Annotated in this window: 21 protein-coding genes and 3 pseudogenes; 6 read left to right on the forward strand and 18 right to left on the reverse strand. The window is 62.9% G+C overall.

The features are described from left to right. Positions 1 to 24 precede the first annotated feature (24 nt). The 8 genes and pseudogenes from LGH82_RS13085 to LGH82_RS13120 form a co-directional block, all read right to left on the reverse strand. Positions 25 to 1,097, reverse strand: a protein-coding gene (locus tag LGH82_RS13085; RefSeq protein WP_227348856.1) for an IS3 family transposase whose coding sequence is annotated in 2 segments (ribosomal slippage) — positions 25 to 848 and positions 848 to 1,097 — 1,074 coding nt in all. Because the reading frame shifts where the segments join, the coding sequence is not laid out codon by codon here. Then, positions 1,052 to 2,451, reverse strand: a protein-coding gene (locus tag LGH82_RS13090; protein WP_227348857.1) for an IS3 family transposase whose coding sequence is annotated in 2 segments (ribosomal slippage) — positions 1,052 to 2,115 and positions 2,115 to 2,451 — 1,401 coding nt in all. Because the reading frame shifts where the segments join, the coding sequence is not laid out codon by codon here. The genes LGH82_RS13085 and LGH82_RS13090 overlap by 46 nt, the downstream gene beginning before the upstream one ends. Positions 2,452 to 2,536: 85 nt before the next feature. Continuing rightward, positions 2,537 to 3,664 (reverse strand): annotated as a pseudogene (locus LGH82_RS13095) (tyrosine-type recombinase/integrase); the annotation flags it as partial. A gap of 291 nt (positions 3,665 to 3,955) precedes the next feature. After that, a complete protein-coding gene (gene guaA / locus LGH82_RS13100) occupies positions 3,956 to 5,518 on the reverse strand; it encodes a glutamine-hydrolyzing GMP synthase (protein ID WP_227348859.1) in 1,563 nt (520 codons plus the stop codon). A gap of 55 nt (positions 5,519 to 5,573) precedes the next feature. Beyond that, positions 5,574 to 6,239 (reverse strand): 5'-methylthioadenosine/S-adenosylhomocysteine nucleosidase, encoded by a 666-nt coding sequence (locus LGH82_RS13105; RefSeq protein WP_227348860.1) that lies wholly within the window; start codon positions 6,237 to 6,239, stop codon positions 5,574 to 5,576. Positions 6,240 to 6,243: 4 nt separating this feature from the next. Continuing rightward, positions 6,244 to 6,702 carry a PaaI family thioesterase gene (locus LGH82_RS13110; protein ID WP_227348861.1) on the reverse strand — a complete coding sequence of 153 codons (459 nt, stop codon included), beginning with the start codon at positions 6,700 to 6,702 and terminating at the stop codon, positions 6,244 to 6,246. A gap of 99 nt (positions 6,703 to 6,801) precedes the next feature. Next, positions 6,802 to 7,254 carry a TspO/MBR family protein gene (locus LGH82_RS13115; RefSeq protein ID WP_227348862.1) on the reverse strand — a complete coding sequence of 151 codons (453 nt, stop codon included), beginning with the start codon at positions 7,252 to 7,254 and terminating at the stop codon, positions 6,802 to 6,804. Between the two features lie 86 nt (positions 7,255 to 7,340). Then, complete coding sequence (locus LGH82_RS13120; RefSeq protein ID WP_227348863.1) at positions 7,341 to 8,630, reverse strand: RsmB/NOP family class I SAM-dependent RNA methyltransferase; 1,290 nt, start codon at positions 8,628 to 8,630, stop codon at positions 7,341 to 7,343. A 183-nt stretch (positions 8,631 to 8,813) separates the two neighbouring features. Here LGH82_RS13120 and LGH82_RS13125 point away from each other — a divergent pair. After that, positions 8,814 to 9,490 (forward strand): annotated as a pseudogene (locus tag LGH82_RS13125) (aquaporin). An 87-nt stretch (positions 9,491 to 9,577) separates the two neighbouring features. On the opposite strand, the gene LGH82_RS13130 reads toward LGH82_RS13125, so the two are convergent. The 4 genes from LGH82_RS13130 to LGH82_RS13145 all read right to left on the reverse strand — a co-directional run bounded on the left by LGH82_RS13130 (position 9,578) and on the right by LGH82_RS13145 (position 13,387). Beyond that, the gene (locus LGH82_RS13130) at positions 9,578 to 10,384 is read right to left on the reverse strand and encodes an amino acid ABC transporter ATP-binding protein (protein WP_319799938.1); all 807 of its coding nucleotides are present in this window, start codon (positions 10,382 to 10,384) and stop codon (positions 9,578 to 9,580) included. After that, positions 10,381 to 11,322 (reverse strand): amino acid ABC transporter permease, encoded by a 942-nt coding sequence (locus LGH82_RS13135; protein ID WP_227348864.1) that lies wholly within the window; start codon positions 11,320 to 11,322, stop codon positions 10,381 to 10,383. Before LGH82_RS13135 ends, LGH82_RS13130 begins: the two co-directional genes overlap by 4 nt. Positions 11,323 to 11,486: 164 nt before the next feature. Further along, positions 11,487 to 12,341: an ABC transporter substrate-binding protein gene (locus LGH82_RS13140; RefSeq protein WP_227348865.1), complete on the reverse strand. Its 855-nt coding sequence runs from the start codon at positions 12,339 to 12,341 to the stop codon at positions 11,487 to 11,489. 38 nt (positions 12,342 to 12,379) lie between these two features. After that, complete coding sequence (locus LGH82_RS13145; protein ID WP_227348866.1) at positions 12,380 to 13,387, reverse strand: isopenicillin N synthase family dioxygenase; 1,008 nt, start codon at positions 13,385 to 13,387, stop codon at positions 12,380 to 12,382. 102 nt (positions 13,388 to 13,489) lie between these two features. Between LGH82_RS13145 and LGH82_RS13150 the strand changes: the two genes are divergently transcribed. Beyond that, positions 13,490 to 14,434, forward strand: coding sequence for a nucleoside hydrolase (locus LGH82_RS13150; protein ID WP_227348867.1), 945 nt, complete (start codon positions 13,490 to 13,492; stop codon positions 14,432 to 14,434). A gap of 107 nt (positions 14,435 to 14,541) precedes the next feature. Continuing rightward, the gene (locus LGH82_RS13155; protein WP_227349574.1) at positions 14,542 to 15,210 is read left to right on the forward strand and encodes a TetR/AcrR family transcriptional regulator; all 669 of its coding nucleotides are present in this window, start codon (positions 14,542 to 14,544) and stop codon (positions 15,208 to 15,210) included. A gap of 20 nt (positions 15,211 to 15,230) precedes the next feature. Here the strand turns inward: LGH82_RS13155 and LGH82_RS13160 are convergent, their stop codons facing one another. Further along, positions 15,231 to 15,872, reverse strand: a complete 642-nt coding sequence (locus LGH82_RS13160) for a class I SAM-dependent methyltransferase (protein ID WP_227348868.1) — start codon at positions 15,870 to 15,872, stop codon at positions 15,231 to 15,233. A gap of 220 nt (positions 15,873 to 16,092) precedes the next feature. On the opposite strand from LGH82_RS13160, the pseudogene LGH82_RS13165 reads away from it, so the two are divergent. Beyond that, positions 16,093 to 17,635: pseudogene (locus tag LGH82_RS13165) on the forward strand (alpha/beta fold hydrolase). Between the two features lie 15 nt (positions 17,636 to 17,650). On the opposite strand, the gene LGH82_RS13170 reads toward LGH82_RS13165, so the two are convergent. From LGH82_RS13170 to hisS, 4 genes are all read right to left on the reverse strand, one after another. After that, positions 17,651 to 19,423, reverse strand: a complete 1,773-nt coding sequence (locus LGH82_RS13170) for an AMP-binding protein (protein WP_227348869.1) — start codon at positions 19,421 to 19,423, stop codon at positions 17,651 to 17,653. Positions 19,424 to 19,612: 189 nt separating this feature from the next. Further along, on the reverse strand, positions 19,613 to 20,314 hold the full coding sequence (gene hisG, locus LGH82_RS13175; protein WP_227348870.1) for an ATP phosphoribosyltransferase: 702 nt from the start codon (positions 20,312 to 20,314) through the stop codon (positions 19,613 to 19,615). Beyond that, positions 20,311 to 21,432, reverse strand: coding sequence for an ATP phosphoribosyltransferase regulatory subunit (locus LGH82_RS13180; protein WP_227348871.1), 1,122 nt, complete (start codon positions 21,430 to 21,432; stop codon positions 20,311 to 20,313). The genes hisG and LGH82_RS13180 overlap by 4 nt, the downstream gene beginning before the upstream one ends. A 178-nt stretch (positions 21,433 to 21,610) precedes the next feature. Then, positions 21,611 to 23,113 (reverse strand): histidine--tRNA ligase, encoded by a 1,503-nt coding sequence (hisS, locus tag LGH82_RS13185; RefSeq protein ID WP_227348872.1) that lies wholly within the window; start codon positions 23,111 to 23,113, stop codon positions 21,611 to 21,613. 237 nt (positions 23,114 to 23,350) lie between these two features. On the opposite strand from hisS, the gene LGH82_RS13190 reads away from it, so the two are divergent. Further along, entirely contained in the window at positions 23,351 to 23,596 is a 246-nt protein-coding gene (locus LGH82_RS13190; protein ID WP_319799939.1) for a hypothetical protein, read from the forward strand. Positions 23,597 to 23,633: 37 nt separating this feature from the next. Here the strand turns inward: LGH82_RS13190 and LGH82_RS13195 are convergent, their stop codons facing one another. Then, positions 23,634 to 24,269: a DNA-3-methyladenine glycosylase I gene (locus LGH82_RS13195; RefSeq protein ID WP_227348874.1), complete on the reverse strand. Its 636-nt coding sequence runs from the start codon at positions 24,267 to 24,269 to the stop codon at positions 23,634 to 23,636. 210 nt (positions 24,270 to 24,479) lie between these two features. Here LGH82_RS13195 and LGH82_RS13200 point away from each other — a divergent pair, with 210 nt between their 5' ends. After that, positions 24,480 to 25,217 (forward strand): L,D-transpeptidase, encoded by a 738-nt coding sequence (locus LGH82_RS13200; RefSeq protein ID WP_227348875.1) that lies wholly within the window; start codon positions 24,480 to 24,482, stop codon positions 25,215 to 25,217. Positions 25,218 to 25,388 lie beyond the last annotated feature (171 nt).

Below are 25,388 nucleotides of genomic sequence, written 5' to 3' on the forward strand. Positions count from 1 at the left end.
TCACGTCTCATCCAGATCGTCGCGCTATAAGCATTCGATGTAATCGAACACATCTGCCTTGGCGTGATCCCTCGTCCTGTAGACCTTGCGGGCTGTCCGCTCGGTTTTGAGCGACGAGAAGAAGCTCTCCATCGCAGCATTGTCCCAGACGTTGCCGGACCGGCTCATCGAGCAGGTAATGCCGTGATCGGCCATCAGGCGCTGGAACTGCTCGCTCGTATATTGCGACCCCTGGTCCGAATGATGGAGCAGGCTGTCTGGCTTGCCTCGGCGCCAGATCGCCATGATTAGGGCGTCGGTGACGAGTTGGGCCGTCATCTCGGCCTTCATCGCCCAGCCGACGACACGCCTGGAGAACAGGTCGACGACCGCCGCAACATAGAGCCATCCTTCGGCGGTCCAGATGTAGGTGAAGTCGGCAATCCACTTCTGGTTCGGAGCAGCAGCTTCGAAGGCGCGATCAAGGAGATTGTCCGACACGGCGGCTCGCTCGCCAGTGTCCTTCGGTAGCCCGCGGCGCCGAGGCCGGGCACGCAAGCCGTTCTCCCGCATGAGCCTCTCGACGCGATGAAGACCGCAGGAGACTCCCTCAGCCAAGACGTCGTGCCAGACGCGACGGGCGCCATAGGTGCGGTCGCTGCTCTTGAAGCTCCGGTCGATCCTGGGAACGAGCATCTCGTCGTGCTGGGACCGGGCGCTGGGGCTGCGGTTGAGCCAGGCATGGAAGCCTGAGCGCGACACATCCAGCGCATTGCACAGCCATGCCACCGGCCAGATCGAACGGTGCTTCGCGATAAAGGCGAACCTCATATCGCATCCCTCGCGAAGTAGGCTGCGGCCTTTTTTAGGATGTCGCGCTCCGCCTTCAGCTTAGTAACTTCCCGACGCAGCCGGTCAATCTCCTGCTGCTCAGGCTTCATTTGACCATGGCCGGGAAAGGCATGCTGCGGGTCAGCGCTCGTCTCGCGGACCCACTTGCGCAGCACATTCTCATGGAGATCCAAATCACGGGCCGCCTGCGCCACCGCAACGCCCCGATCCTTCACCAATCTCACCGCCTCAAGCTTGAACTCGCGGCTGAACTTCCTTCTCTGCATTCCCACTCTCCAGTTCCGTTAAACACCTTATCTCGGTGTCCACGAAACCGGCAGCAGGCCATTTCTCGCTGTTTGATAATGGCTGCGGCCCTGCCGAAGTAGGCGTCGGCTGGCGTTACGTTGGCCAGGCTCTCGTGGTAGCGTCGATGGTTGTAATGTTCGACGAAGGCTGCGATCTGGGCCTCAAGGTCGCCGGGCAGAAAGTAGTTCTCCAAGAGGATTCGGTTTTTGAGGGTCTGGTGCCAGCGCTCGATCTTGCCTTGGGTCTGGGGATGCATTGGAGCGCCCCGGACATGGCTCATGCGTTGGTCCTGGATATAGTCCGCCAGTTCGCCGGCGATGTAGCTGGGGCCATTATCGCTGAGCAGCCGAGGCTTGTGGTGCACATGGGCCTGGTCGCACCCTGAGGCAGTAAGTGCCATGTCCAGCGTGTCGGTGACGTCCTCGGCCCGCATGGTGCTGCACAGTTTCCAGGCGATGATGTAGCGGGAGTAATCGTCGAGCACGGTCGACAGGTACATCCAGCCCCAGCCGATGATCTTGAAGTAGGTGAAGTCCGTCTGCCACATCTCGTTGGGTCGCGTCGTCTTGGTGTGGAACTCGTTCGCCGCCTTGATCACCACATAGGCCGGGCTGGTGATCAGATCGTAGGCCTTGAGGAGCCGGTAAACGCTGGCTTCTGACACGAAGTAGCGCGTCTCGTCGGTGAACCGTACTGCCAGTTCGCGCGGGGAGAGCTCGGACTGCTCCAGCGCCAGTTCGATGATCTGGTCATGGATGGCAGGCGGGATGCGGTTCCACACCCGGCTCGGCGCCGAGGGCCGATCCTGCAGCGCCTCAGGCCCGCCCTCGACATAACGGTCATACCAGCGATAGAAGGTCCGGCGCGGGATGCCCAGTCGGTCCAGCGTTTTGCGGGTTGGCAGGTGTGACTGCTCGACGATCCTGATGATCTCGAGCTTTTCGGATGCGGGATATCTCATTCTTGCTCGTCCCCATCCGCGATCATGCTTTTTTTGAGCAGACGGTTTTCCAGTGTCAGATCAGCGACGCATTCCTTCAGCGCGCCGGCCTCCCGGCGCAAATCCTTGACCTCGTCGCTGGTGGCAGCACGAGCGGTATCACCCGCCAATCGGCGCTTGCCGGCCTCCATGAACTCCTTGGACCAGGTGTAATACAGGCTCTGCGCGATCCCTTCCTTGCGGCACAGCTCGGCGATGCTGTCTTCGCCGCGCAGCCCGTCCAGCACGATCCGGATCTTGTCTTCCGCTGAAAAATGCCGCCGGGTCGCCCGGCGAATGTCCTTTACCACCTGCTCGGCAGGCTTCTTGGCACTTGAGGATTTAGGGCTCATCTTGGTTCCTTCGTCGTGACGACGAGATCAAAACCCTCCTTAATTCACAACCTCAAATCTGGGACACAGGTGCTGACGGGGAACAATACTCGGCCTTGTTGTAGACTCCGCGTGAGGAACGGCCGTCCTCGTGCGCCAGGCACTTTTCGATCCAATCACTGTTGAAGCCAAGTTCGTTGAGCAGTGTGGATCCGGTCCGACGAAGATCGTGGACCGTGAACGGCTCCAGGGGCAGCCCCTCCTTCATTGCCCTTTCGACAACGGAGTAGGTCACGCGGTTGAAGGTCGCGCGGGACATTGGCGCGTCCGCGTCGTAGCGCGATGGCAGAAGGTACTTTGAGTTCCCCGCACACGTCTTCAGCGCGATCATGATGTCGAGCACCTGGCTGGACAGGTAGACGTTATGCGCCTTGGAGCGCTTCATTCTCTCCTTTGGAATGGTCCACACGGCGTTCTCGAAATCAACTTCATCCCAGATCGCGTCCTGCAGTTCGCTCTTGCGCACCATCGTCAGGAGGTAAAGCCGCATCCCGAGGCGGATCGTGGGTAAGGTCGCGACATGCTCGAGCTGCTTGAGCATCACCCGGATTTCGGATGGCGATAGAGACCGGTCTCTCGGTGCGAATGTAGCGATCGAAGATGGGCCGACATCGTCGGCCGGATTGGCAAGCTTCTCGCCGTGCAGGATCGCGAATCCATAAATCTGCTTGAGAATATCCCGCACATGGATGGCCGTCGCCGGCGCACCGCGAGCGACGATAGCAGCGCAATGCGCCCGCAGATCGTTCGGCGTGATCTCGGTTAGGAGCCGATTGCGCCATGTCGGGAGAAGTTCGCGCTCAAAGATCGAGCGACGCATCGCGCGGGTGCTGTCAGCCATAGGTGCCGCGGTGAGCCACTTTTCTCCGAACTCACCGAAGCTTTTGGCCTCCTTCAGGCGCCGTTTTTCGCGTTGCTTTTCGATCGCTGGAGAGATGCCTTCACCAATGGCGCGCTTGGCGTCGATGCACTTCTCCCGCGCTCGGGCGAGAGACAAGCCGGCGGGACCATATTTGCCAAGGTGCACGGTCTCCCGACGCCCGTTCAGACGATAATCCAATCGAAACGAGAGACCGCCGGTTGGCGTGACGTGGACGTACATTCCGTCCCGGTCTGCCACCTTATACGGTTTATCCTTTGATTTCAGAGCCTTGATGGCAAGGTCCGTCAACATTCCACGCCTCCTTCCAAAAATACCGTCATGGCATTTCAGAGGCCCACATCTATGGAAAACGATTTATTTCCAATGACTTAGACGAATAAAAATACCGTCACGAGCCCTTATGACCCTGACGGTACTTTCAAAATCCGAGTTGGGCAATAGTCCGGACACCGTCAGCCAGCACGTCAGAGCCGAACTCTGGGCCCCGATTGCTGTCGATAGATACTGTTCATATTTTTATTTGTTATCAGTATGTTATGTCGTATTTTGGCGTAGTGTCGGATACCCCCGGATGGGCAAAAATCATTCCCACTCGATGGTGCCCGGCGGCTTCGACGTCACGTCGTAGACGACGCGGTTGATGCCGCGGACCTCGTTGATGATGCGCGTGGCGGCGGCACCCAGGAACGCCATGTCGTAGTGGTAGAAATCCGCCGTCATGCCGTCGACCGAGGTGACGGCGCGCAGGGCGCAGACGAATTCGTAGGTGCGGCCGTCGCCCATCACGCCGACTGTCTGCACGGGCAGAAGCACGGCGAAGGCCTGCCAGATGGCGTCGTAGAGACCGGCCTTGCGGATTTCGTCGAGATAGATGGCGTCGGCCTCGCGCAGGATCTCCAGCTTTTCACGCGTAATGCCGCCCGGGCAGCGGATGGCGAGACCCGGACCAGGGAACGGATGGCGGCCGATGAAGCTGTCGGGCAGGCCGAGTTCCTTGCCGAGCGCCCTCACCTCGTCCTTGAACAATTCGCGCAGCGGCTCGACCAGTTGCATGTTCATGCGCTCGGGCAGGCCGCCGACATTATGGTGCGACTTGATCGTCACCGACGGGCCACCGGTGAAGGAGACGCTTTCGATGACGTCGGGATAAAGCGTGCCCTGCGCCAGAAACTCGGCGCCGCCGAGCTTCTTGGCCTCTTCCTCGAACACCTCGATGAACAGCCGACCGATGGTCTTGCGCTTCTTCTCGGGATCGGACTCGCCTTCCAGCGCGCCGATGAACCGATCCGAAGCGTTCACCAGGATGAGCGGCAGATTGTAGTGCTCGCGGAACATCGCCACCACGCCGGCGGCCTCGTCCTTGCGCATCAGGCCATGGTCGACCAGGATGCAGGTGAGCTGGTCTCCGACCGCCTCATGGATCAGCAACGCCGCGACGGACGAGTCCACCCCGCCCGACAGCGCGCAGATGACCTTGCCCTTGCCGACCTGCTTGCGGATCGTCTCGACGGCATGCTCGCGATAGGCGCGCATCGTCCAGTCGCCCTCGATGCCGGCGATGTTGTGGACGAAGTTGCGGAGCAACCTTGCGCCGTCCGGCGTGTGCACCACCTCGGGGTGGAACATGATGCCGTACATCCTGCGCTCGATGTTGCCGAAGATGGCGAAGGGCGAGCTTTCCGATTTTCCCAGAACCTCGAAGCCCGGCGGCAAGGCGATGACGCGGTCTCCATGGCTCATCCACACCTGATGCCTCTGGCCGGTCGCCCACAGGCCCTCGAATAGCGGGCTTTCCTTCTCGATCTCGACGAAGGCGCGGCCGAATTCGCGATGGTTGGAGCTTTCGGCGACACCACCCATCTGCACGCACATGGCCATCTGGCCATAGCAGATGCCGAGCACCGGCACGCCGGCGTCAAAGACGATCTGTGGCGCGCGCGGGCTGCCAATGTCCGAGGTCGAGGCCGGACCGCCGGACAGGATCACTGCTTTTGGATTGATGCGTTTGAATGCCGCCTCGGCCGACTGGAACGGCACGATCTCGGAAAACACGCCGGCTTCGCGGATGCGGCGGGCGATGAGCTGGGTAAACTGGCTGCCGAAATCGACAATCAGGACGGTGTCGGGATGATTGGCTGTTTTCATGGCGAGCGTTTAGAGAAAGAAACGAGTCGACGCAATGGGTTGCGAGGCGTGTCCTTCAATCGGATCCTACGTCTTCCTGCGATAGCTCAAGCCGAAGCGCGCCCGATGCGATCGCCTGGTCGAGCCGCATGACCGCGTCAGCCAGCTTCTCGTCGATGACGTGCAGATATTCGGTCCAGTCGCCGACATGCCTGAGATCAGCCGCGCCGTCGGAGATGCCGCGCAACCCAACCAGCGGGATATCGAACAACTGGCAGGCGCGCAGGCAAGCAAAGGTTTCCATGTCGACCATGTCGGCGCCAATTGCGTCACAGGCGGCGCCGGTGATGATGGCGCCACCCGTCGACAGCGTCGCCTCCCTGATGCCTGGAATGCGCAACGTCAGCGGCACGGTCACCGGCAAGTCGAGGAACGGCGTTGCTCCCTTTTCAAAGCCCAACGGCGAGGCATCCATGTCGCGGTAGCTGACCGAGACCGCCTGGTAGATTTCGGTCTGCTCAAGGGTCCGGCTGCCCGCCGAACCGAGCGATACAACCAGGTCGGGCAATTCCTTCCGAGATTTCATCCGGGACAGCTGCGCGCCGAGCCTGACGCCGGCCTCGACCGGCCCGACGCCGGTCATGAAAGGCGCGAACAATTGCTTCAGATGCGGGCCGTATTCGGCCTCGGCAGCCATGGCGAAGAGGATATCCTTGCCGCCGATTCGTATCGCCCTACCCATAGAGTCAGCCTTCTATGCCATCACGACCAACCATGGTCATCATCGTCCCAGTCATGGTGGCGATGAGCTTGGCCTCGCCGTCGGCGGCGAAGGCATAGGCCTGTCCGTCGGCGACGATGATGGTGCGGCCGGGCTTGGTCACCGAGCCGCGGAACAGGAAGCGCTCGCCCCGGCCCGGCGCCAGCAGATTGACCTTGAACTCGATGGTCAGCACGCCGGAGTTTTCCGGCATCAGCGAAAACGCGGCGTAGCCGCAGGCCGAGTCCAGCGCCGTCGAAATGACACCGGCATGCAGGAAACCGTGCTGCTGGGTGAGCGCCGCCGAGTAGGGCATCTCGATCTCGATGATGCCGGGCGTCACCAGCGTGAGTTCGGCGCCGATCGTCGCCATCGCCTTCTGACGCGCGAACGAGGTCCTGACGCGGTCCTCATAGTCCGGGGCGGGAACGATCTTTGCTGCCATGGCCGTCGCCTTCGTTTGTCTGGCAAAGCTTATTGCAGACGGATCGGCGGCAGGCAATCTCAATTGCTGCACTGCAACAAAGCATTCCCGAGCGAGATCCTAGTTCAGCCAGAGGAGCGATGCGTTGAGCAAGGTGGCAAACGCCACCCATACGGCGTAGGGGACGAACAGCCAGCCGGACAACCGGTCGCGGCTCCCGGCCCTGGCGATGAACAGGATTATGCTTGCAAGCAGAAGCACGATGATCGCCAGCGCGGGACCCATCAGCTTGGCGCCGAAGAATGTCGGCGACCACAGGAAGTTCAGGACCAGTTGCGCACCCCAGATCTTCATCGCCACGCCTGTCGGCTCGCGCATCCATGTCCGCCAGCCGGCAATGGCGATCAGCACATAGAGCAGCGACCAGACCGGGCCGAAAATCCAGTTGGGCGGATTGAAGGACGGCTTGGCCAGCGACGCGTACCATTCGCCCGGCAAGGTCGCGTAGCCGATCAGCAGGCCGCCGCCCAGCACCAGAATGAGGAACGGCAAGAACGACAGATATCTTTGCAAGGAGGCACCCCGTTAAGCGGCACGCCGCCGCGTGCCACAAACTGGGGCGCATCGGCCTCCTGTCAACTGCAGCGTCAGTTGCAGCGTCAGTTTCCCCGGCGCAGCGCGCAGAAATAGAAGCCATCAGTGCCGCTCAGCGACGGCGACAAAGAGATATCCCCTGCATCGCCGATGCGCGCAGCGGCCTCGTGACCAGGGAAATGATCGCTCCACAAAGCGCGATGATCGACCGGCACAAAGCCACTGTTGCGGTCCCGGAACGCCGAGATCTGCTCGCCATTCTCCTCGTCGAACACTGAGCAGGTGATGTAGACCAGTAGGCCGCCGGGTTTGACATAGGCCTTGGCCGCATCGAGGATGGCCAACTGTTCGCCCTTGCGCGCATCAAGCTGTCTTTGCGTCAGCCGCCATTTGGCGTCGGGACGCCGCCGCCAGGTGCCGCTGCCGGTGCAGGGCGCGTCGACCAGAACGATGTCCATGTGGCTGGTCAGCGGCGCGAGCTCCGACGGCTTGGCGACGATCTGCACATTGCGGTTTTCAGAGCGGCGCATGCGGTCGAAGATCGGCGCCAGTCGGGCCTTTTCGGCATCGTGGGCAAAGACCTGGCCTGTATTGCCCATCGCCGCCGACAGCGCCAGCGTCTTGCCGCCGGCCCCGGCGCAGAAATCGAGCACCTGCATGCCAGCCTTGGCACCGGCAAGGGCCGCCACGATCTGCGAGCCCTCGTCCTGGACCTCGAACCAGCCCTTCTGGAAGGCCGGCTCGGCCTGCACATTGGGGTGCCTGCCGTCGCCATCGATCGGCGGGATGCGGATGCCATAAGGGGCGAGATGTGCCGCCTTGGCGCCGGTCTCAGCCAACTCCGCCAGTACTTTCGCCCGATCGGCCTGCAGCGTGTTGACCCGGATGTCGAGCGGCGGGCGGGTGGCGAGGGCAGCGCCCTCCTCGACCCACGCTGGACCAAAGGCCTGTTCGAATAGCGGCTCGCACCAGTCCGGCACGTCCGCCCGCACCGCCGGCGGCGCATCGTCAAGCCGACGCTCGGCGATCGCCTGAAGTTCGGAGGCGGTCAAAAGCGGTGGCGCGAACTTGTCGCCTTCAAGTGCGTCATTCAGCGATTGCGCGGTCTGGTTCCATTCGAGCAGCAGCGCGCCAAAGCCGATGGCGCGCGGCGTCTCCTCACCCAGCAGCCAGCCGGCGGAACGCTTGTGGCGCAGCGCGTCGTAGACGATATTGCCGATCGCGGCGCGGTCGCCCCCGCCAGCAAAACGATGTGACAGACCCCAGTCCTTCAGCGCATCGGCCACCGGCCGATGACGCCGGCTAATGTCTTCCAGCACTTCGATGGCCGCAGCCAGTCGTCCGCCCAGTCGCATTTCTTTGTTCCAATACCAAGAAAATCTATTTCGGCCCTGCTCTAAAGCGCGCAACCGGCGCGCACAAGCACACCGGGTGGCGCAACCGCGCTGCTTTCCAACTTTTCTGCTTGCGAATACTCTTTCACCCGTGATTCGCGGCGCGGAAAAGGCGGACCGGCGGATCGACACGAGGAGAGGGCAATGAAGACTTATCTGGCGGAAGTTCTAGGTACATTCTTGTTGGTGTTCATCGGCACGGCTTCGGTGGTGACGGGCGGCTTCGGCGGTGCGCTGCCTCTCGGCCAGGAAGGCATCGGTCTGGCGTTCGGCATCGGCCTCATTGCGGCGGCCTATGCAATCGGCCCCATTTCGGGCGCACATCTAAATCCGGCGGTGACGCTTGGCGTCTTCCTTGCCGGCCGGTTGCCGGCCAAGGACGTCATCCCCTACTGGATCGCGCAGATCATCGGCGGCGTGATCGCGTCGCTTGCGCTGTGGATCATCGTCTCCGGCCAGACCGGCGGACACACCACCGGCTTCGGCGCCAACGGTTGGGACGTCGCCAAATACGGCGTCAGCTCCGCCTTCCTGTGGGAGGTCATCGGCACCTTCACCTTCGTCACGGTGATCCTTGGCGTGACCGCGGAAAAGCATGCCACCGCCTTCGCCGGCCTCGTTATCGGCCTGACGCTGGCCGGACTGCATTTCGCGATCATCCCGGTGACCGCACCTCGCTCAATCCGGCTCGCTCCATCGGCCCGGCGCTGTTTTCGGGTGGCGCCGCGATCGGCCAGCTCTGGCTGTTCATCGTTGCACCACTGATCGGCGGCGCCATCGCCGGCGTGGTCGCCAAGGCACGCATCTTCGAGAAAGATTGATCCTCGAAGCCTGAGCATGAAAAAAGGCGCGGGCTAGCCCCGCGCCTTTTTGTTTGGAGGATGCGACCGTGGCTCGCGCCTTTGCCGTCAAAGGACGCGCGACAGGAACTCGCGGGTTCGCGGCGATGTCGGATTGGCGATCATCTCACGGGGAGCGCCACGTTCGACAATGACGCCGCCATCCATGAAGACGAGCTGATCGCCGATCTCGCGGGCAAAGCCGATCTCGTGGGTCACCACGACCATCGTCATGCCGCTTTCGGCGAGATCACGCATGACCTGCAGGACCTCGCCGACGAGTTCGGGGTCTAGCGCCGACGTCGGCTCATCGAAGAGCAGGACCTTCGGCTTCATCGCCATGGCGCGCGCGATCGCCACACGCTGCTGCTGCCCGCCGGAAAGTTCCCTCGGGTAGCGGTCAACCTTGTCCAGGAGACCGACGCGCCGCAGCAGGATTTCCGCTTCGGCCTTCGCCTGTTCCAGCGGGATTCGCCGCACCTGTGTCGGCGCCTCGATCAGATTCTCCATCACGGTCATGTGGGAGAACAGGTTGAACGATTGGAACAGCATGCCGGTCTCGGCGCGCCGCTGGCAAAGAAGGTCGTCCTTGACCTCGTAGAGCCTGTCGCCCCTGAGGTCATAGCCGACGAACTCGCTGTCGACGAGCAGGATGCCGCCGCTCAGCTTCTCGAGATGGTTGATGCAGCGCAGGAACGTGCTCTTGCCGGAGCCCGAAGGGCCGATGATGCAAGCGACCGAACCGGCGGGCACGTCGAGATCGACGCCCTTGAGAACCTCGAGCGGGCCGTAGGATTTGCGCACGCCGCGCGCGAAGACCATGGAGTCGGCGGGCACGCCGAAGCGGCCGCGATTTTCGACCTTGGCGTCACTCATCGGGCAACGCTCCGCAAACCGAAGACATTGCGCAGGAAGCGCATTGCCGTGGGATCGCCGCGCGTGTCGCTGCGACCGAAATGACGTTCCAGGACATGCTGTCCCGCCGACATGATGCTGACCACGGCGAGATACCAGAAGGCGACGACGATCAGCAGCGGGATCGTCTCGAAGGTTCGCGCATAGATGCTCTGGGCCGAATAGAAGAGGTCGTCGACCGCGATGAAGGTCACCAGCGACGTCATCTTCAGGAGGTTGATGGCCTCGTTGCCGGTGGGTGGCAGCACGAAGCGCATGGCCTGCGGCAGCGTGATGCGCTTCAGGATCATGCGGTACGGCATGCCCAGCGCACTCGCCGCCTCGGCCTGGCCCGAAGGCACCGACTTGATGCCGGCCCTGATGATCTCGGCCATGTAGCCGGCCTCGCACAGGGAGAGCGCCACGACGGCCGAGAAGAATGGCGTCATGAAATCATTGGTGCGGACGGAAAACAGCGTGCCGACGAAAGGGATGGTCAGGGAGACCTCACGCACGAGCAGCGACAGGTTGAACCAGAAGATCAGCTGAATCAGGGCCGGAACACCACGGAAGAACCAGACATACAAGCCCGCGAAAATGCGCAGCACCGGGCTTGGCGAAACGCGCATGATGGCGATGACCGTACCGACCACGATCGCCAGTATCATGATCACCACGGTCAGCAGCAAGGTGTTGCCGAGGCCGCGCATGACGGACGGGTGGAACAGGTAGCCGACGACCGTCGGCCAGGCAAAAGCGGGGTTGCTGGCGAAGGCCCGGATGATGAAGAACGCCACCAACAGGGCCAGGGCCGTGCCGACCCAGATGCCGTAGCGGCGCTGCGGCACGACGGTCAGGCGCGAGACCGCCTCGGCGACGCCCGGCTCGATGCGTATCTCGGTTGGGTGGGCCACGCCCATCGCTGCTTCTCCTGGTCTCCGTCCGCAAACGGCGCCCGATAGCGGATCGGGCGCCTATAATCGCGTATCGCATTGGTCCGAAAATCGGAATCGATTTTCAGACCAATGCGAAGATTCAAATTTCCTGGGGCGCACTTTGTGCACCCGGATGAAGGCATTGCGTTCTAGTCGGCGCGAAGCGCCTCCATGTTGCCGACGAAATAGGGCTCTTTGATCGCGTAGGCGCCCATGCCGTACTTTTCGAGGATGGCCTTGTAGGTGCCATTCTTGAACAATTCCGAGAGCGCACCGACCATCATGTCGGCGGTCTCCTTGTCGTCCTTGGCGATCGCAAGGCCGAGCGGGGCAACTTCGTAAAGGGTGGGCAGCACGACGAGCTGGCCCTTGCTGGTGACCTCGAAATAGCTCGATGCCGTCGCATCATCCATGCGGGCGTCGAGACGGTCGGACAGCACGCCCTGGACGATGTCCGTCGAGGAGTTGAACACGGACTTCTCGATTGCCGCCTGGCCCTTGTCGGTGCAGTCCTTGGTCAGCTTGTCGACGAGGAAATCCGACGCACTTCCCGCCGAAACGCCGATCCGCTTGCCGCAAAGCGGGGTGTCGCCGCTGAAGCTCGCCTTCTTGTCAGGCGACGTCGAGACAGCCAGGCCGGCTTTCAGGAACATGACGAAGTCGACCTGCTTGAGCCGCTCGGGCGTGGCGGAGAACGTCTCCCAGGCGATCTTGAAACGGCCGGCCGCGAGCCCCGGCACCATCGACGGAAAAGGCGTGCGCGCCACATCCAGCTTGGCGTCGACCAGCTTGGCCACTTCGCCAGCCAGTTCGATGATGATGCCGGTCTGCTTGCCGTCGGCGTCGAGATACTCGAACGGGGCAAAGTCAAGCGTGTTGGCGATGGTCAGCATCCCGGTCCGCTTGACCTCGGCCGATTTTGTCACTTCGGCGTTCGACGATCCGCTCCAGGTCGCGGCAAGTGTAGCCAGCACCAAGCCGGCCACGCGCAAATGTGATCTCATTTTTCGTTCCCCTTTTTTGATGACAACGGTTTCCAGCATTATGAACTGGCCGTCTCCGCGGCCTTCTTCTTGCGGTAGTGATAGTTCTTGTCGATGCGCTCCATCAGGTAGTCGCCGTAGAGCACAGGCTCGTATTTCGGCCGGTTACCAGAGGGCACGCAGACCGGCAGCGCCTCGATCGTTTCATCCATCGACGGATCGAAGAAGAAGGGCTGTGAATAGCGCTCGCGTCCCGACCGGTTGATAACGCGATGCGGCGTCGAGACGAACTGGTCGTTCGACCAGCGCGCCAGGATGTCGCCGACATTCATCACGAAGGAATCCGGGACCGGCGGCGCTGGAACCCAGTCGCCATCCTTGTTCTTGACCTCAAGGCCGCCGACATTGTCCTGCGCGAGCAGCGTGATGAAGCCGTAATCGGTGTGCGGCGCCGAGCCGAACAGCCCCTCCTCGTGAGGCTGCGTCGGATAGTGCAGCAGCCGCAGGAAGGTCGTCGGCTGCTCGAAATAGCGGTCGAGGCTGTCTGTCGGAAGTCCGAGCGAGAGCGCGATGGCGCCAACCATCTTGCGGGCGAGCGTGCTCATCTCGTCGACATAGCGCTCGATTGTCGGCCTGAAGCCGTCGAGCGTTGCCTCGCCTGGCCACTGGTTGGGCCCCTGCAGCGGCTGGTCGGCCAACGCCCTGGGGTCATCGGCCTCGACCTCGTGCATGAAGAAGATCGATTCACTCTGGTTCGGCTTGCTCACGGTCGCCACCGACGAGGTAACGATCGTCGAGCCGGCAAACGGCAGATAGCCACGGAAATTCTTGTCGATCTTCAGCGCGAGCTTCTGGTCCTCGGGCAGGGCGAAGAAGCGCTTGCTGGCCTCACGGACCGCCTCGACATCGGCACGCGGGATCGGATGCCCCACGACGTAGAGAAAGCCGATCGTCTCGAGATACCGGCGCAGCGTCGCGGCCGTGCTGGCGATTGCATTCTCGTCGTCGCCATAAAGCGCCGACACATCGAGGATCGGGATTTCTGAAAAGTCGCCGCGTGCGTCCATCTCGAACACCTTGTCTTGAACATAAGATACAGTACTGTATTTCTACACATCCAAATCGGCTCAGCAATAGGCTTTTCATCAGCAGGGGATAACCGCGTCACAATGGCACCACGCAAGATAATCATCGACACCGACCCCGGTCAGGACGACGCGTTCGCGATCCTCTTCGCGCTGGGTTCACCGGCCGAACTCGAAGTGGTCGGCATCACCACGGTCGGCGGCAACGTGCCGCTCGCCCTGACGTCGAAGAACGCGCTGAAGGTCGTGGAACTGGCAGGCCGTCCGGATGTGCCGATCTATGCCGGCTGCCCGGCCCCCATGGTGCGCAAGCTGATCACCGCCGAATATGTCCACGGCGAAACCGGCTTCGATGGCGCCGACCTCCCCGAGCCCGTGACGCCGCTGCAGGGCGAACACGCGGTGAATTACATGGTGCGGACCATCATGGATGCACCGGAAGGCGAGATTACCGTCTGCACGCTGGGACCGATGACCAATCTGGCCATGGCCATGACCATGGAACCGAAAATCATCCCCCGGCTGCGCGAAGTCGTGTTGATGGGCGGTGGCTTCTTCCAGGGCGGCAATGCCACGCCTGCGGCGGAATTCAACATCTTCGTCGACCCACACGCCGCGCACAAAGTGTTCGACAGCGGCGTGCCGGTGACGATGGCCGGCATCGACTGCACCTATACCGCCCTGATGACGCCCGAGTGGCTAGACCGTCTTCGCGCAACCGGCAGTCGCGCCGCAATCGAAGCCGCCAACCTCGCGGACTTCTTCCGTCAATACGGCACGCATAAATTCGAAACACAGGCACGTCCCATCCACGATGCCTGCGTCACCGGCTACCTGCTGGCCCCCGAGATCTACGAACAGCGCCAGTGCGCGGTAACGGTCGATATCGTCTCGCCGGAGACCATCGGCATGACGGTCGTCGACTGGTGGCACGTCACCGGCCGCCGCAAGAACTGCAACGTGCTGCGACGGATCGATCCGGTCCCGTTCTTCGAATTGATGCTGGAGCGGATCAGCGCACTGCCCTGAAATTGCAGGGGTCAACGAATGGACGGTGCCATCAAGAATTGCGTAGCACAGGAGGACCGACTCGCTTGGCGAGTCGGTCTGTGCAAGGCGAAGAGGTCTCTGATCCGATGAACGAGCAAGGTGCGCCGACGAAATCCGGGAAAACGCGCACCGCCGCACCACGTTCGAAACCAGCGCGGCAGACGCTCAGCCGCGAGGCCTGGATTGCCGCCGCACGCAAGGTGCTCGAAAAGCGTGGCATCGGTGAAGTCAAGATTGACCGTCTGGCGCGGCAATTGAAGGTCACGCGCGGCAGCTTCTATTTCCACTTCGCCAGCCTGGAGGACCTTCGGGGCGGCCTGTTGCAGGAATGGCGCGACAGCAACTGCGCGCCGTTCTGGGCCATGCGCGACATCCATGACATAGGCGGCCTGCAGTTCTTTACCGACATCGTCCATGTCTGGGTGGATGAGGCCCCTTTCAGTCCGCTCCTCGATCTGGCTGTGCGCGACTGGTCGCGGACATCGAAGAAACTCGCCCAGGACGTCAAGGAGATCGACGACCTGCGCATAGAGCTGCTGATCCGGTCGTTCCGCGCCATGGGCTATTCGGACGACGAAAGCATCGTGCGGGCCCGCATCACCTATTTTCACCAGATCGGTCAGTACGCGCTGTCCTTCAAGGAGGACCCGGCCGTCCGCCGCCGCTACCAGCCGCTGTTTGGCGAAGTGCTGCTCGGACCGCTCGTCCAGGAGCCGGGCGCGGCGCCGTCGGAAACAAGAGGCGGGCGGCGTTAACAGACGGGAGCGCAGGACGGTCAACCTGTTGGTGGTGCCGCAATGCCGGCGCGGTGGCTTCCCAGTTGCCAGAAGGGCAGATGGAACTGCTCGCACTCCTCTTCGACGATCCGGAAGCCTGCCGCGCGGATCAGGCGCAATGGATCGCGGTTGAGATGGCAGCCGCCGGCGAGCCGGCCCCACAGCCCATTCAGGCGCTCCTGCCATCGGCGGCAACGCAGCCTTTCTGCCCGGCCATGCTCGATGAAGATCAATTGGCCCAAGGGCCTGAGGATACGCCGGATTTCAGTAAGCGCCGCCTCTGGGTCCGGAATGGTGCAGAAAGCATAGGTGACGACCACCGTGTCGGCGAAGCTGTCGATCAAAGGCAACCTTTCGCCACCGGCCCGGATGCATTCGACACTGAATGGCAACGAACGGGTCTTCGGCTCAGCCAGGCCGAGCATCGTGCCGTCGGGATCGACGCCGACCAGCCGCTTCACCTTTGCGGCGTCGTAGTAAGGAAGGTTCAGGCCGGACCCGAAGCCGACTTCGACGACAATGCCCCCTGCTCGCGGAATCATGCGCTTTCGCATGTGCGCGAATGCGTTTGCAGAACAGCCGGCATGGACAAGGTAGGGAGCAATGCAGCGTGCATACCATGAGAGACAGGATTGGCACATGTTTCAGCATCCTTGTCCTGCGTTGGCAGCACTGATAGCGGCGCCATCCCCGGCGACAGTGTCGGAGGTACGATGGCAAGTGAGAGTATTGACCGGTGACATTTCTCGCTCCATGGGAGTTTCATGCTCGGGCCCGATCGGCCCGCTGTGGTGGGATGTATAGAAGGCCGGCGTCCCCTCAACGTCCTCTCAATGTCCCGGGGCGGCCTCGTGCGGATCGATGGAGCGGTTGCAACTTAGACTTCTGGGGTTCCCGGAGTTCCGGCAGGACGGACAGCTGATAGAGCTTGCCCTGCGGAAGGCGGCAGCACTGCTGATCTATCTCGCCGAGGCTGGCGGGCCCGTGGCGCGCGAGGTCGCCGCCACGCTGCTGGCCCGAAGCCGACACCGAAGCCGCCCGCGCCCGCCTGCGGCGCACGCTGTACAAGATCCGTGTCGCATTCGGCGAGGAGGTCATCACCGCCCGCGCGGCATCCCTCATGGTGCGTGCGCCGCTGTTCGTCGAGGCCGACTCAAGGGCCTTTGACTACGCCTGCGATGCCGGTCTTCTCGACGCGGCCGCCGGTCTCTACAAGGGCGACTATCTCGCCGGCTTCTCCCTGCCGGATTGTCCTGAGTTCGAGGAATGGGTGTTCTTCCGACGCGAGGCTTTGCGCAGCCGGCTGGTGCAAGCGCTGGAGCGGCTGGTCGAGGCCAGGATCGCCGACGGCGAGCCTCGCGCGGCTGTCGTGCATGCGACGCGCCTGGCGGCCCTTGACCCGTTGAGCGAAAGCGCACATCGCCACCTGATCCGTTCTCATCTGGCGGCTGGCGACGGAGCGGCGGCCGAGCGCCAGATCGAATCCTGTGTCCGGCTGCTGCGCGACGAACTCGGTGTGTCGCCGGACCCCGCCACACTCGCTCTGCTGCGAGGGCCAACACACGATGCCGAAATGGACATGCCCAGAACCCGCTATGTCGAGGTGGACGGCATCCATATCGCCTACCAGATCGTCGGTAGCGGCCCGACGGACATCGTGCTTGTTCCCGGCTTCATCTCGCATGTCGAGCGTATCTGGGAAGACAGAAGTTGCCGCGCCTGGCTGACCGAAGTCTCGAGTCTGGGTCGTTTGATTCTCTTCGACCGACGAGGCATGGGGCTTTCCGACCGCGTCGGCGCCCGCCCCACTGTCGAGGCGACGGCCCAGGACATCTTGGCAGTCATGAACGCGGCCGGCAGCCGTCAGGCCTTGCTGGTCGGTGCGTCAGAGGCTGGACCCGGTTGTATCCGTTTTGCCGTGGACCATCCCGATCGCCTGACCGGCCTCGTTCTCTGGGGTTCCCTGGCGAAAGGCAGTCGCGCGCATGACTATCCCTTCGCTTTGACCGTTGCGCAATATGACCTTTGGAAGCAACGCCTGCTCGCTGGCTGGGGTGGCCCGGCGGAAATTGAAACTTTCGCACCGAGCCTCGCCGAAGACCGCCAAGCGAAAACCTGGTGGGCCGGATTGCTCAGGGCAGCCTCGAGTCCCGGCGCAATCGCGGGCCTGCTGGACGCGCTAAGGGATACCGATGTCCGTCATCTCCTTGCGAAAGTCTCTGTCCCGACAACGATCCTCCACCGCTCCGGGGACCGCGCCGTACGCGTCGAGGCCGGTCGATTCCTCGCGGCCAGGATCCCAGGCGCGCGGTTCATCGAGGTCGATGGTGACGACCACTGGTTTTGGGTCGGCGCGCAACAGCCACTGCTGACCAGTATCAGCGCGTTTGCACGACGCAGCTGATCGAGCAAAGACGCCTCACGCCGTCTTCACCGCCACCAACCCCAGTTCCTCGACCATCGCATTGCGCATGAGGAATTTCTGCGGCTTGCCGGTCACCGTCATCGGCAGTTCGGTGCGGAAGCGGATGTAGCGCGGGATCTTGTAGTGGGCGATCTGGCCGGTACAGAAGGCCTTGATCTCCTGCTCGGTGGTGATCTGGCCGGGCTTGAGCACGATCCAGGCGCAAAGCTCCTCGCCATATTTGGGGTCGGGAATGCCGAAAACCTGCACTTCCTTCACCTTGGGATGGCGATAGAGGAACTCCTCCACTTCGCGCGGATAGACGTTTTCGCCGCCGCGTATGACCATGTCCTTGACCCGGCCGACAATGTTGCAATAGCCCTCGGCATCGATGGTGGCGAGGTCGCCTGTGTGCATCCAGCCATCGGCGTCGATCGCCTCGCGGGTCTTCGCTTCATCCTGCCAATAGCCTTTCATCACCGAATAGCCGCGCGTGCAAAGCTCTCCGGGATCGCCGACCGCGACGGTCGCGCCATCGGCATCGACAGCCTTGACCTCGACATGGGGATGGATGCGGCCAACCGTGGAAACGCGCTTCTCCAGGGGATCGTCGACGCCGCTCTGGAACGAGACCGGGCTGGTTTCGGTCATGCCGTAGGCGATGGTCACCTCCTCCATGTGCATCAGCGACACCACCTTCTTCATCACTTCGATCGGGCACGGCGAGCCGGCCATGATGCCTGTGCGCAGGCTGGAGAGATCGAAGGACTGGAAATCCTGATGGTCGAGAATGGCGACGAACATGGTCGGCACGCCGTAGAGGCCGGAGCAGCGCTCTTGAGCCACCGCCGCAAGCGTGGCGCCGGGATCGAACCCCTCGCCCGGGAAAACCATGGTCGCGCCCTTGGAGACGCAGCCCATCGTGCCCATCGACATGCCGAAGCAATGATAGAGCGGCACCGGGATGCACAGCCGGTCGTCCACGGTGAGCTTGATGGCGGAGGTGACGAAATGGCCGTTGTTGACGATGTTGGCGTGGGTCAGCGTCGCGCCCTTGGGCGCGCCGGTGGTGCCGGAGGTGAACTGAATGTTGATGGCGTCGCTCGCCTTCAGCCCCTCCGATATCCTGTCGAGGCTGTCGTGCTCGTCGCGTCCGGCCATCGCCAGGACATCGCCGAAATTGAACATGCCGGGCGAGTTCTCCTCACCCATGCGGATGACGATTCTCAGGCTCGGCAGCTTGCTCGCCTTGAGCTTGCCGGGCGTGGCGGTCACGATCTCAGGCGCCAGCGCCTCGATCATGCCGAGGTAGTCGGAGGTCTTGAACTGGGCCGCCGTGACCAGCGCCTTGCAGCCAACCTTGTTGAGAGCATATTCGAGTTCGGTCAGCCGATAGGCCGGGTTGATGTTGACCAGGATCAGCCCGATGCGGGCGGTGGCGAATTGCGTGACCAGCCACTCCCAGCGATTGGGCGACCAGATGCCGACGCGGTCGCCCTTTTCCAGGCCGAGCGCCAGGAAGCCGGCGGCCAGCGCATCCACGGTGTCCGACAGTTCGCTCCAGGTGAAGCGCTTGTCCTGGGCGACGAAGACGGCGGCATCGAGCGTGGCGTATTTGCTGGCGGTATCGGAAAACAGCGCCGGGATGGTCTTGTCGAGTAGCGGCACGCCGCGCTCGCCCGAAACATGCGCCCTGCCATCGACGGGTGCGATGAAGACGCTACCAGTGCGCGCGGCGCGTCCGCGCAGATTGGTGGCGTTCTTCAGCTCGTCGAGATTGACCGGCATCGCTGTCTCCTCCCGGGCCGAGCCTATCAGTCTGCCGGGACGGTGGAAATCCCGCCGATGGTACTGGGATCCCCTCCCCCTCGAGGGGAGGGCGGACAGCCGCCGAAGGCGGATGGACGGGTGGGGTCCTTGCGGCAGTGCTCGACGCGAGACGACCCCACCCGCCTCGCTTCGCTCGGCACCCTCCCCTCAAGGGGGAGGGAGGGCGCTCATCTTTGCAGCAATGTCTCGCAGGACGGCCTCATCCACGGTGGAACGATCCTTCCTGGATGCCACGAGACAAGCCTGCGACTTGAGCACAACGCCGTCGCCCAGCACCTTCAGATGATTGGCACGAAGCGTCGAACCGGTGGTGGTGATGTCGACGACGATATCCGCCAGTCCAGCCGCCGGCGCGCCTTCGGTGGCGCCGAGGCTTTCGACGATGCGATAGACCTGGATGCCGTGTTTCTGGGAGAAGAATTGCTGGGTCAGCCGCCAGTATTTGGTTGCGATGCGCAGCCGCCTGCCATGACGCTGGCGAAAATCGGCGGCGACGTCATCGAGGTCGGCCATGGTGTCGACGTCGAGCCAGATATCGGGCACGGCGACCACGACGTCGGCACTGCCGAAGCCGAGGCGGGCGACGATTTCCGCGCGGGTCTCCCAGTCGCCGAGGTTTTCGCGCACCAGATCCTCGCCGGTGATGCCCAGATCGACCGAGCCCTGCCCGATTTCGCCGGCAATCTCGGAAGCGGACAGGAAGGCCACTTCGATACTTTCCGCGCCATCGATGCGGGCACGATATGTGCGGTCGTCGCCGGGCAGATTGACGGCAAGCCCAGCCTTGGCCAGCACTTCCAGCGCCTGCTCCTTGAGCCGCCCCTTCGAGGGGATCGCCAGCGTGATCATTGCGCCGTCTCCCGCAAGGCTTCGATGCGGTCGAGCCAGACCGAAAAGCCGACGCCAGGGATCGGCGTTTTCGCGCCAAGCAGGGTCAGCAGCCGGTCATAACGGCCGCCACCGGCCAGTGGCCGGTCGGCATGCTCAGCCGATATCTCGAAGACAAGGCCGGTATAGTAGTCGAGCGGACGACCGAAAGCGGCATCGTACTGGACCTTTCCCGTCGGCAGGCCCAGTGCCTCAATGGCTTTCGCGCGGGCGGCGAATTTCTCCAGCGCCACACCCAGCGACAGGCCGGCGCCGGTGGCGAATGTTTCCAATGCGGTTGCCGCGCCATCAAGGGGCACGTCGATCGACAGAAAACCCTTCAGCGCCGCGAACGCCTCGTTCGACAGGCGAACGCTGCGCAGTTCAGCCTTCTCGATCAATCGCCGCGCGATGTCGGCGGGTGCGCGCCCGGCCGAGGATGAAAGCCCAGCCTCTTCCATGCCGCCGGCGATGTGCGCGGCAAGACCGTCCAGATCGCCATCGAGGACCAGGGTCGCGACCGGACCGGAGAGCTGTCCATTGCGCGGCGGGTTGGCGAGATCGGCCAGAGCCGCTTCCAGCATGGCGGACGAACCGAAAGCGCGGGCAAGGCGCATGCGCCAGCCGCGCGGCAGGCCGAGGGCCGCGAGCACTGCCTCGAAGATCGTCTGGTCGCCAAGGGTAATCTTCAACGCCTGGCCCGGCAGCGCCAGCGAAAGCAGCGCGTGTGCATCGGCCACCGAGCGCGCATCCGCCTGTGCCGTATCGCGATCGCCCAGATCCTCGATGCCGGCCTGGAAGAATTCGTTGCCGCCCTCGCGGCGCTGGCGAAAAACCTCGCCCAGATAGGAATAGCGGCGCGGCGTGCCAGCCTGCGAGCTGATATGGTCGAGGCAGACCGGGATGGTGAATTCCGGCCGCAGGCAAAGGGTCTGGCCGGTCTCGCTCTCGGTCAAAAAGATACGGCGGCGCAGATCCTCGCCGGCCATGTCGAGGAACGGGTCGGCCGGCTGCAGGATGGCGACCTCGACCGCATGGGTGTTACGGGCGGCGAAGAGGTTAGTGATGTCGGCTGATATGGCGAGGTAGCGGGAGGTCATTGTTTAGATGGGCGCGAGGCACCCCCCTCTGGCCTGCCGGCCATCTCCTCCTCAAGGGGGGAGATCGGCAGATTGAGGCTCTGGGCCTCTTCTTGGAAGCTGTAGATTGGCGAAAGCCCACGCGACATCCCATCTCCCCCCTTGAGGGGGAGATGGCCGGCAGGCCAGAGGGGGGTGATCAAGCGCCACCCTTCGCGCGATCAGCAGCCTGCGCTGTCAGGATCTTCTTCACTTCCGCGACCAATTCGCTTTCCGCCACCGTCACCTGAGCCGGCCGGGCCGCGCGCCATTCGGCATTGTCGGTGATCTCGGCCGACATGCGCGCGCCTTCGATCAGGTCCTTGATCTGCAATTCGCCCTTGGCACGCTCGTCGCCACCCTGGATGACGGCGACCGGGCAACCGCGACGGTCGGCATATTTGAGCTGCGCCTTCATGCCGGCGCCGCCGAGATACATTTCGGAGCGGATGCCGGCAGCACGCAGTTCCGCCACCATCTTCTGGTAGCGGCCGAGGCTATCGGTGTCCTTGTCCATCACCAGCACGACGACCGGTGCGATCACGTCCGCGCTGTCGAGCTTGCCTAGGTTCTTCAGCGCGGTCATCAGCCTGGAGACACCGATGGAAAAACCCGTCGCCGGTACCGGCTCGCCACGGAAGCGCGAGACCAGGCCGTCATAGCGGCCGCCGCCACCGACCGAGCCGAAGCGCACGATCTGGCCATCCTCATTGGGGATTTCGGCTAGCAGCTCGGCCTCGAAGACCGGGCCGGTGTAATATTCGAGGCCGCGCACGACGGAGCGGTCCATCGCGATACGATCTTCGCCGTACCCTGCCGCCCTGACCAAGGCTTCAATCGTCGAGAGTTCGCCAACGCCTTCCTGGTAGATCGCGTTCGCACTGACATTGGAATCCTGGCGAGCCTGTTCCCTTGCTGTCGCGAGAAGAACGGCCTCGGCCTGCTGATCATTCAGTCCGGCGCCCTTGGCGAAATCCCCCTCGCCTTCCTTGCCGCCGTCCCAGCGTCCCGGCCCCAGCAGAAGTCTCACGCCTTCCGGCCCGAGCTTGTCCAGCTTGTCGATCGCGCGCAGCACGGTCAGCCGGCGGCCGACATTCTCCTCGCCGCCGAGGCCGATCGCCTCCAGCACGCCGTCCAGCACCTTGCGGTTGTTGACACGGATGACGTAGTCGCCGCGCTTGATGCCCAGCGCTTCCATGACATCAGCCATCATCATCGCCATCTCGGCATCGGCGGCCACACCCGGCGTGCCGATCGTGTCGGCGTCGAACTGCATAAACTGGCGGAAGCGGCCGGGGCCGGGCTTCTCGTTGCGGAATACCCATCCCGAACGGTAGCTGCGGTAGGGCTTAGGCAGCCGCTCATAGTTCTCGGCGACAAAGCGCGCCGTCGGTGCGGTCAAATCATAGCGCAGCGACAGCCACTGATCATCGTCGTCCTGAAAGGAGAACACGCCTTCGTTCGGCCGGTCCTGATCGGGCAGGAATTTGCCCAACGCATCGGTGTATTCGATCAGCGGCTGGTCGGCCGGCTCGAACCCATAAAGTTCGTAGACCGAGCGGATCGTCGCCATCATCTTCTCGACGGCGCGGATGTCCTCGGCGCTGCGGTCGGCAAAACCGCGCGGCAGTCGCGCTTTCGTCTTTTCCGATTTGTCGGCCATGGCATGTTTGCTCGGCGTTTCGAGGTGATTGCGGATCGATAAAGCAGCGATATTCGCTAAGCGCGTGTCCTAACCGATGCCGCATGGAGCGGCAAGACCGAGCGAAGCGGCATCTCTCGCTTAGTCTCGTGGCAACAAACCACTGCGGAAATGAACCAATTCCGCCACAAGCGCGGCATTCTGCCGACACAATCGCAGCCGATAAGCGCGCCGAAACAAGGGGATCGGGCCATGGCGATGGCGCGGAAATTAGATATCGTCGATGGCGTCAGCCACGTGCACGCGCATCTGCGTCCGGCCGACACCCACACTCACAAAATAACAAGCCAGGCAGCCGGTCCGTTCGAGCCTTCAGCCGAGGACGGCACCAGCCCCACCATGCGCGATGCGCTGGTAACCGGCTTGCTGGTGATCTATCCGGCCCTCGCCATCGTGGCGGCCATCGTCGCCGGGCTTTATCTCGCCGGCGCCAGCGGCACCTGAGATGTGCCGGCCTGCTCCCGGGCCATAATCGCCGCCGCTATTTCGGCCGCATGAACGCCTTCCGCTCCTTCTCGACCTGCTCGCGGCAGGCGCAACCCTCGATATGGTCGTTCACCAGCCCCATCGCCTGCATGAAGGCGTAGACCGTGGTCGGGCCGACAAAGCTCCAGCCGCGTTTCTTCAGCTCCTTCGAAATACGGACGGAGACGGCCGTGGTCGGATTGGCGCGCAGATGGGCGAGATCGACGATCTCGGGCCGCTCGTCCTTGCCGGGTTCAAACTTCCAGAACCAGGCAGCCAGCGAGCCGAACTCATCGACCATCTCGCGGGCGCGCTTGGCGTTGTTGATGGTCGAGACGATCTTGCCGCGATGGCGGATGATGCCGGCATTGCCGAGCAGGCGCTCGACATCCTTGTCGGTGAAGGCGGCGACCTTGTTGAACTCGAAATTGGCGAAGGCCTCGCGGAAGTTTTCGCGCTTGCGCAATATGGTCAGCCAGGACAGGCCGGACTGAAAGCCTTCAAGGCAGATCTTTTCGAACAGCCTGCGGTCGTCGGCGACCGGCCTGCCCCATTCCTGGTCATGATAATGCAGATAGTCCGGCAGGTTGCCGTGCCAGAAGCAGCGCGTGATGCCGTCGGGGCCAGCGAGCAGACCGGTGCTTTCGTTCATCGCAAAATTCCATTCGTTAAGGCGCTTGCGCGCTGCTTTACTTCGGCTTTACCAGATTCCTGAACCCGGCGGTAACCACACCAAAAGGTTTACCGGCACTTCGGCATTTTACGCATTCCGATTCATGTTTCGGTTGCTGCTCGCCGCCAATGATCGCGAAACCGAGGGCACGTTCCGCCCTGGCATGTTCGACGATCAAGGTGCGTCCCGATGAAGACAGTCTTGCTTACCCTGCTCAGCGCCGCGGCCCTTCTCGCCGCTGGCGCCACCCCTTCCAAAGCCGGTGACCGTTATGCCGACAGGCCGCCGGTCATGGTGAGCCCCGACCTTTCGGCACCCTGGGTGCTGCAGCTTGGCAATGCGCCCGGCATCGTCCGGCAGAACCGGCAGGTCGTCCAGCAGCAGCCACGCCCGCGCACCGCGCGGCCCGATCGCGTGCAGACGGCGGCCGTGCAGGCGCCGGCTAGGCGCATGGTCATGCGCCCCCAGATCAACCCGATCTACCTGCCGCAGGAAGTAGCCTTTAGCGGCTCGCAGAAGCCGGGCACGATCGTTATCGATACGACGCAGAATTTCCTTTACCTGGTCGAGAAGGACGGCAAGGCGCGGCGCTACGGCGTCGGCACCGGCAAGCCTGGCTTCGAATGGGCCGGCACGCATACGATCTCGCAGAAGAAGGAGTGGCCGGAATGGCGCCCGCCGGCGGAGATGATCTCGCGCGAAGCAGCCAAGGGCCGCTATCTGCCGACCTACCTTGCCGGCGGCATCGAGAACCCGCTCGGCGCGCGCGCGCTTTATCTCGGCTCGACGCTCTACCGTATCCACGGCACCAACCAGCCCTGGACGATCGGCGGCGCGGTGTCTTCGGGCTGCATCCGCATGCGCAATGAGGATGTTGTAGACCTCTACGAGCGGGTCAATGTCGGAACGACCGTGGTCGTTATATGATCGGCATTGCGAATCACTTGGGCTGGAAGCGCGTTGCTTCCTGAGATCGAAGGAATAACGGGGGACGGGCCGTATGGGGATGCGGCCGGTCAGGAAAGGGCAACACGGCAAGCCGTGTTGCCCTTTCTGTTTCTGATGGAATCAACCTGCATTCGGGCCAGACTGTGCCAG

This window comes from Mesorhizobium sp. PAMC28654, assembly GCF_020616515.1.
In the GTDB taxonomy this organism is placed as follows: Bacteria; Pseudomonadota; Alphaproteobacteria; order Rhizobiales; family Rhizobiaceae; genus Mesorhizobium.

Excerpts from the sequence above, each read along its gene's own strand:
- guaA (WP_227348859.1), bottom strand. The coding sequence starts at position 5,518 with ATGAAAACAGCCAATCATCCCGACACCGTCCTGATTGTCGATTTCGGC.
- LGH82_RS13105 (WP_227348860.1), bottom strand. The coding sequence starts at position 6,239 with ATGGGTAGGGCGATACGAATCGGCGGCAAGGATATCCTCTTCGCCATG.
- LGH82_RS13110 (WP_227348861.1), bottom strand. The coding sequence starts at position 6,702 with ATGGCAGCAAAGATCGTTCCCGCCCCGGACTATGAGGACCGCGTCAGG.
- LGH82_RS13120 (WP_227348863.1), bottom strand. The coding sequence starts at position 8,630 with ATGCGACTGGGCGGACGACTGGCTGCGGCCATCGAAGTGCTGGAAGAC.
- LGH82_RS13130 (WP_319799938.1), bottom strand. The coding sequence starts at position 10,384 with ATGAGTGACGCCAAGGTCGAAAATCGCGGCCGCTTCGGCGTGCCCGCC.
- LGH82_RS13135 (WP_227348864.1), bottom strand. The coding sequence starts at position 11,322 with ATGGGCGTGGCCCACCCAACCGAGATACGCATCGAGCCGGGCGTCGCC.
- LGH82_RS13140 (WP_227348865.1), bottom strand. The coding sequence starts at position 12,341 with ATGAGATCACATTTGCGCGTGGCCGGCTTGGTGCTGGCTACACTTGCC.
- LGH82_RS13145 (WP_227348866.1), bottom strand. The coding sequence starts at position 13,387 with ATGGACGCACGCGGCGACTTTTCAGAAATCCCGATCCTCGATGTGTCG.
- LGH82_RS13150 (WP_227348867.1), top strand. The coding sequence starts at position 13,490 with ATGGCACCACGCAAGATAATCATCGACACCGACCCCGGTCAGGACGAC.
- LGH82_RS13155 (WP_227349574.1), top strand. The coding sequence starts at position 14,542 with ATGAACGAGCAAGGTGCGCCGACGAAATCCGGGAAAACGCGCACCGCC.
- LGH82_RS13160 (WP_227348868.1), bottom strand. The coding sequence starts at position 15,872 with ATGTGCCAATCCTGTCTCTCATGGTATGCACGCTGCATTGCTCCCTAC.
- LGH82_RS13170 (WP_227348869.1), bottom strand. The coding sequence starts at position 19,423 with ATGCCGGTCAATCTCGACGAGCTGAAGAACGCCACCAATCTGCGCGGA.
- hisG (WP_227348870.1), bottom strand. The coding sequence starts at position 20,314 with ATGATCACGCTGGCGATCCCCTCGAAGGGGCGGCTCAAGGAGCAGGCG.
- LGH82_RS13180 (WP_227348871.1), bottom strand. The coding sequence starts at position 21,432 with ATGACCTCCCGCTACCTCGCCATATCAGCCGACATCACTAACCTCTTC.
- hisS (WP_227348872.1), bottom strand. The coding sequence starts at position 23,113 with ATGGCCGACAAATCGGAAAAGACGAAAGCGCGACTGCCGCGCGGTTTT.
- LGH82_RS13190 (WP_319799939.1), top strand. The coding sequence starts at position 23,351 with ATGGCGCGGAAATTAGATATCGTCGATGGCGTCAGCCACGTGCACGCG.
- LGH82_RS13195 (WP_227348874.1), bottom strand. The coding sequence starts at position 24,269 with ATGAACGAAAGCACCGGTCTGCTCGCTGGCCCCGACGGCATCACGCGC.
- LGH82_RS13200 (WP_227348875.1), top strand. The coding sequence starts at position 24,480 with ATGAAGACAGTCTTGCTTACCCTGCTCAGCGCCGCGGCCCTTCTCGCC.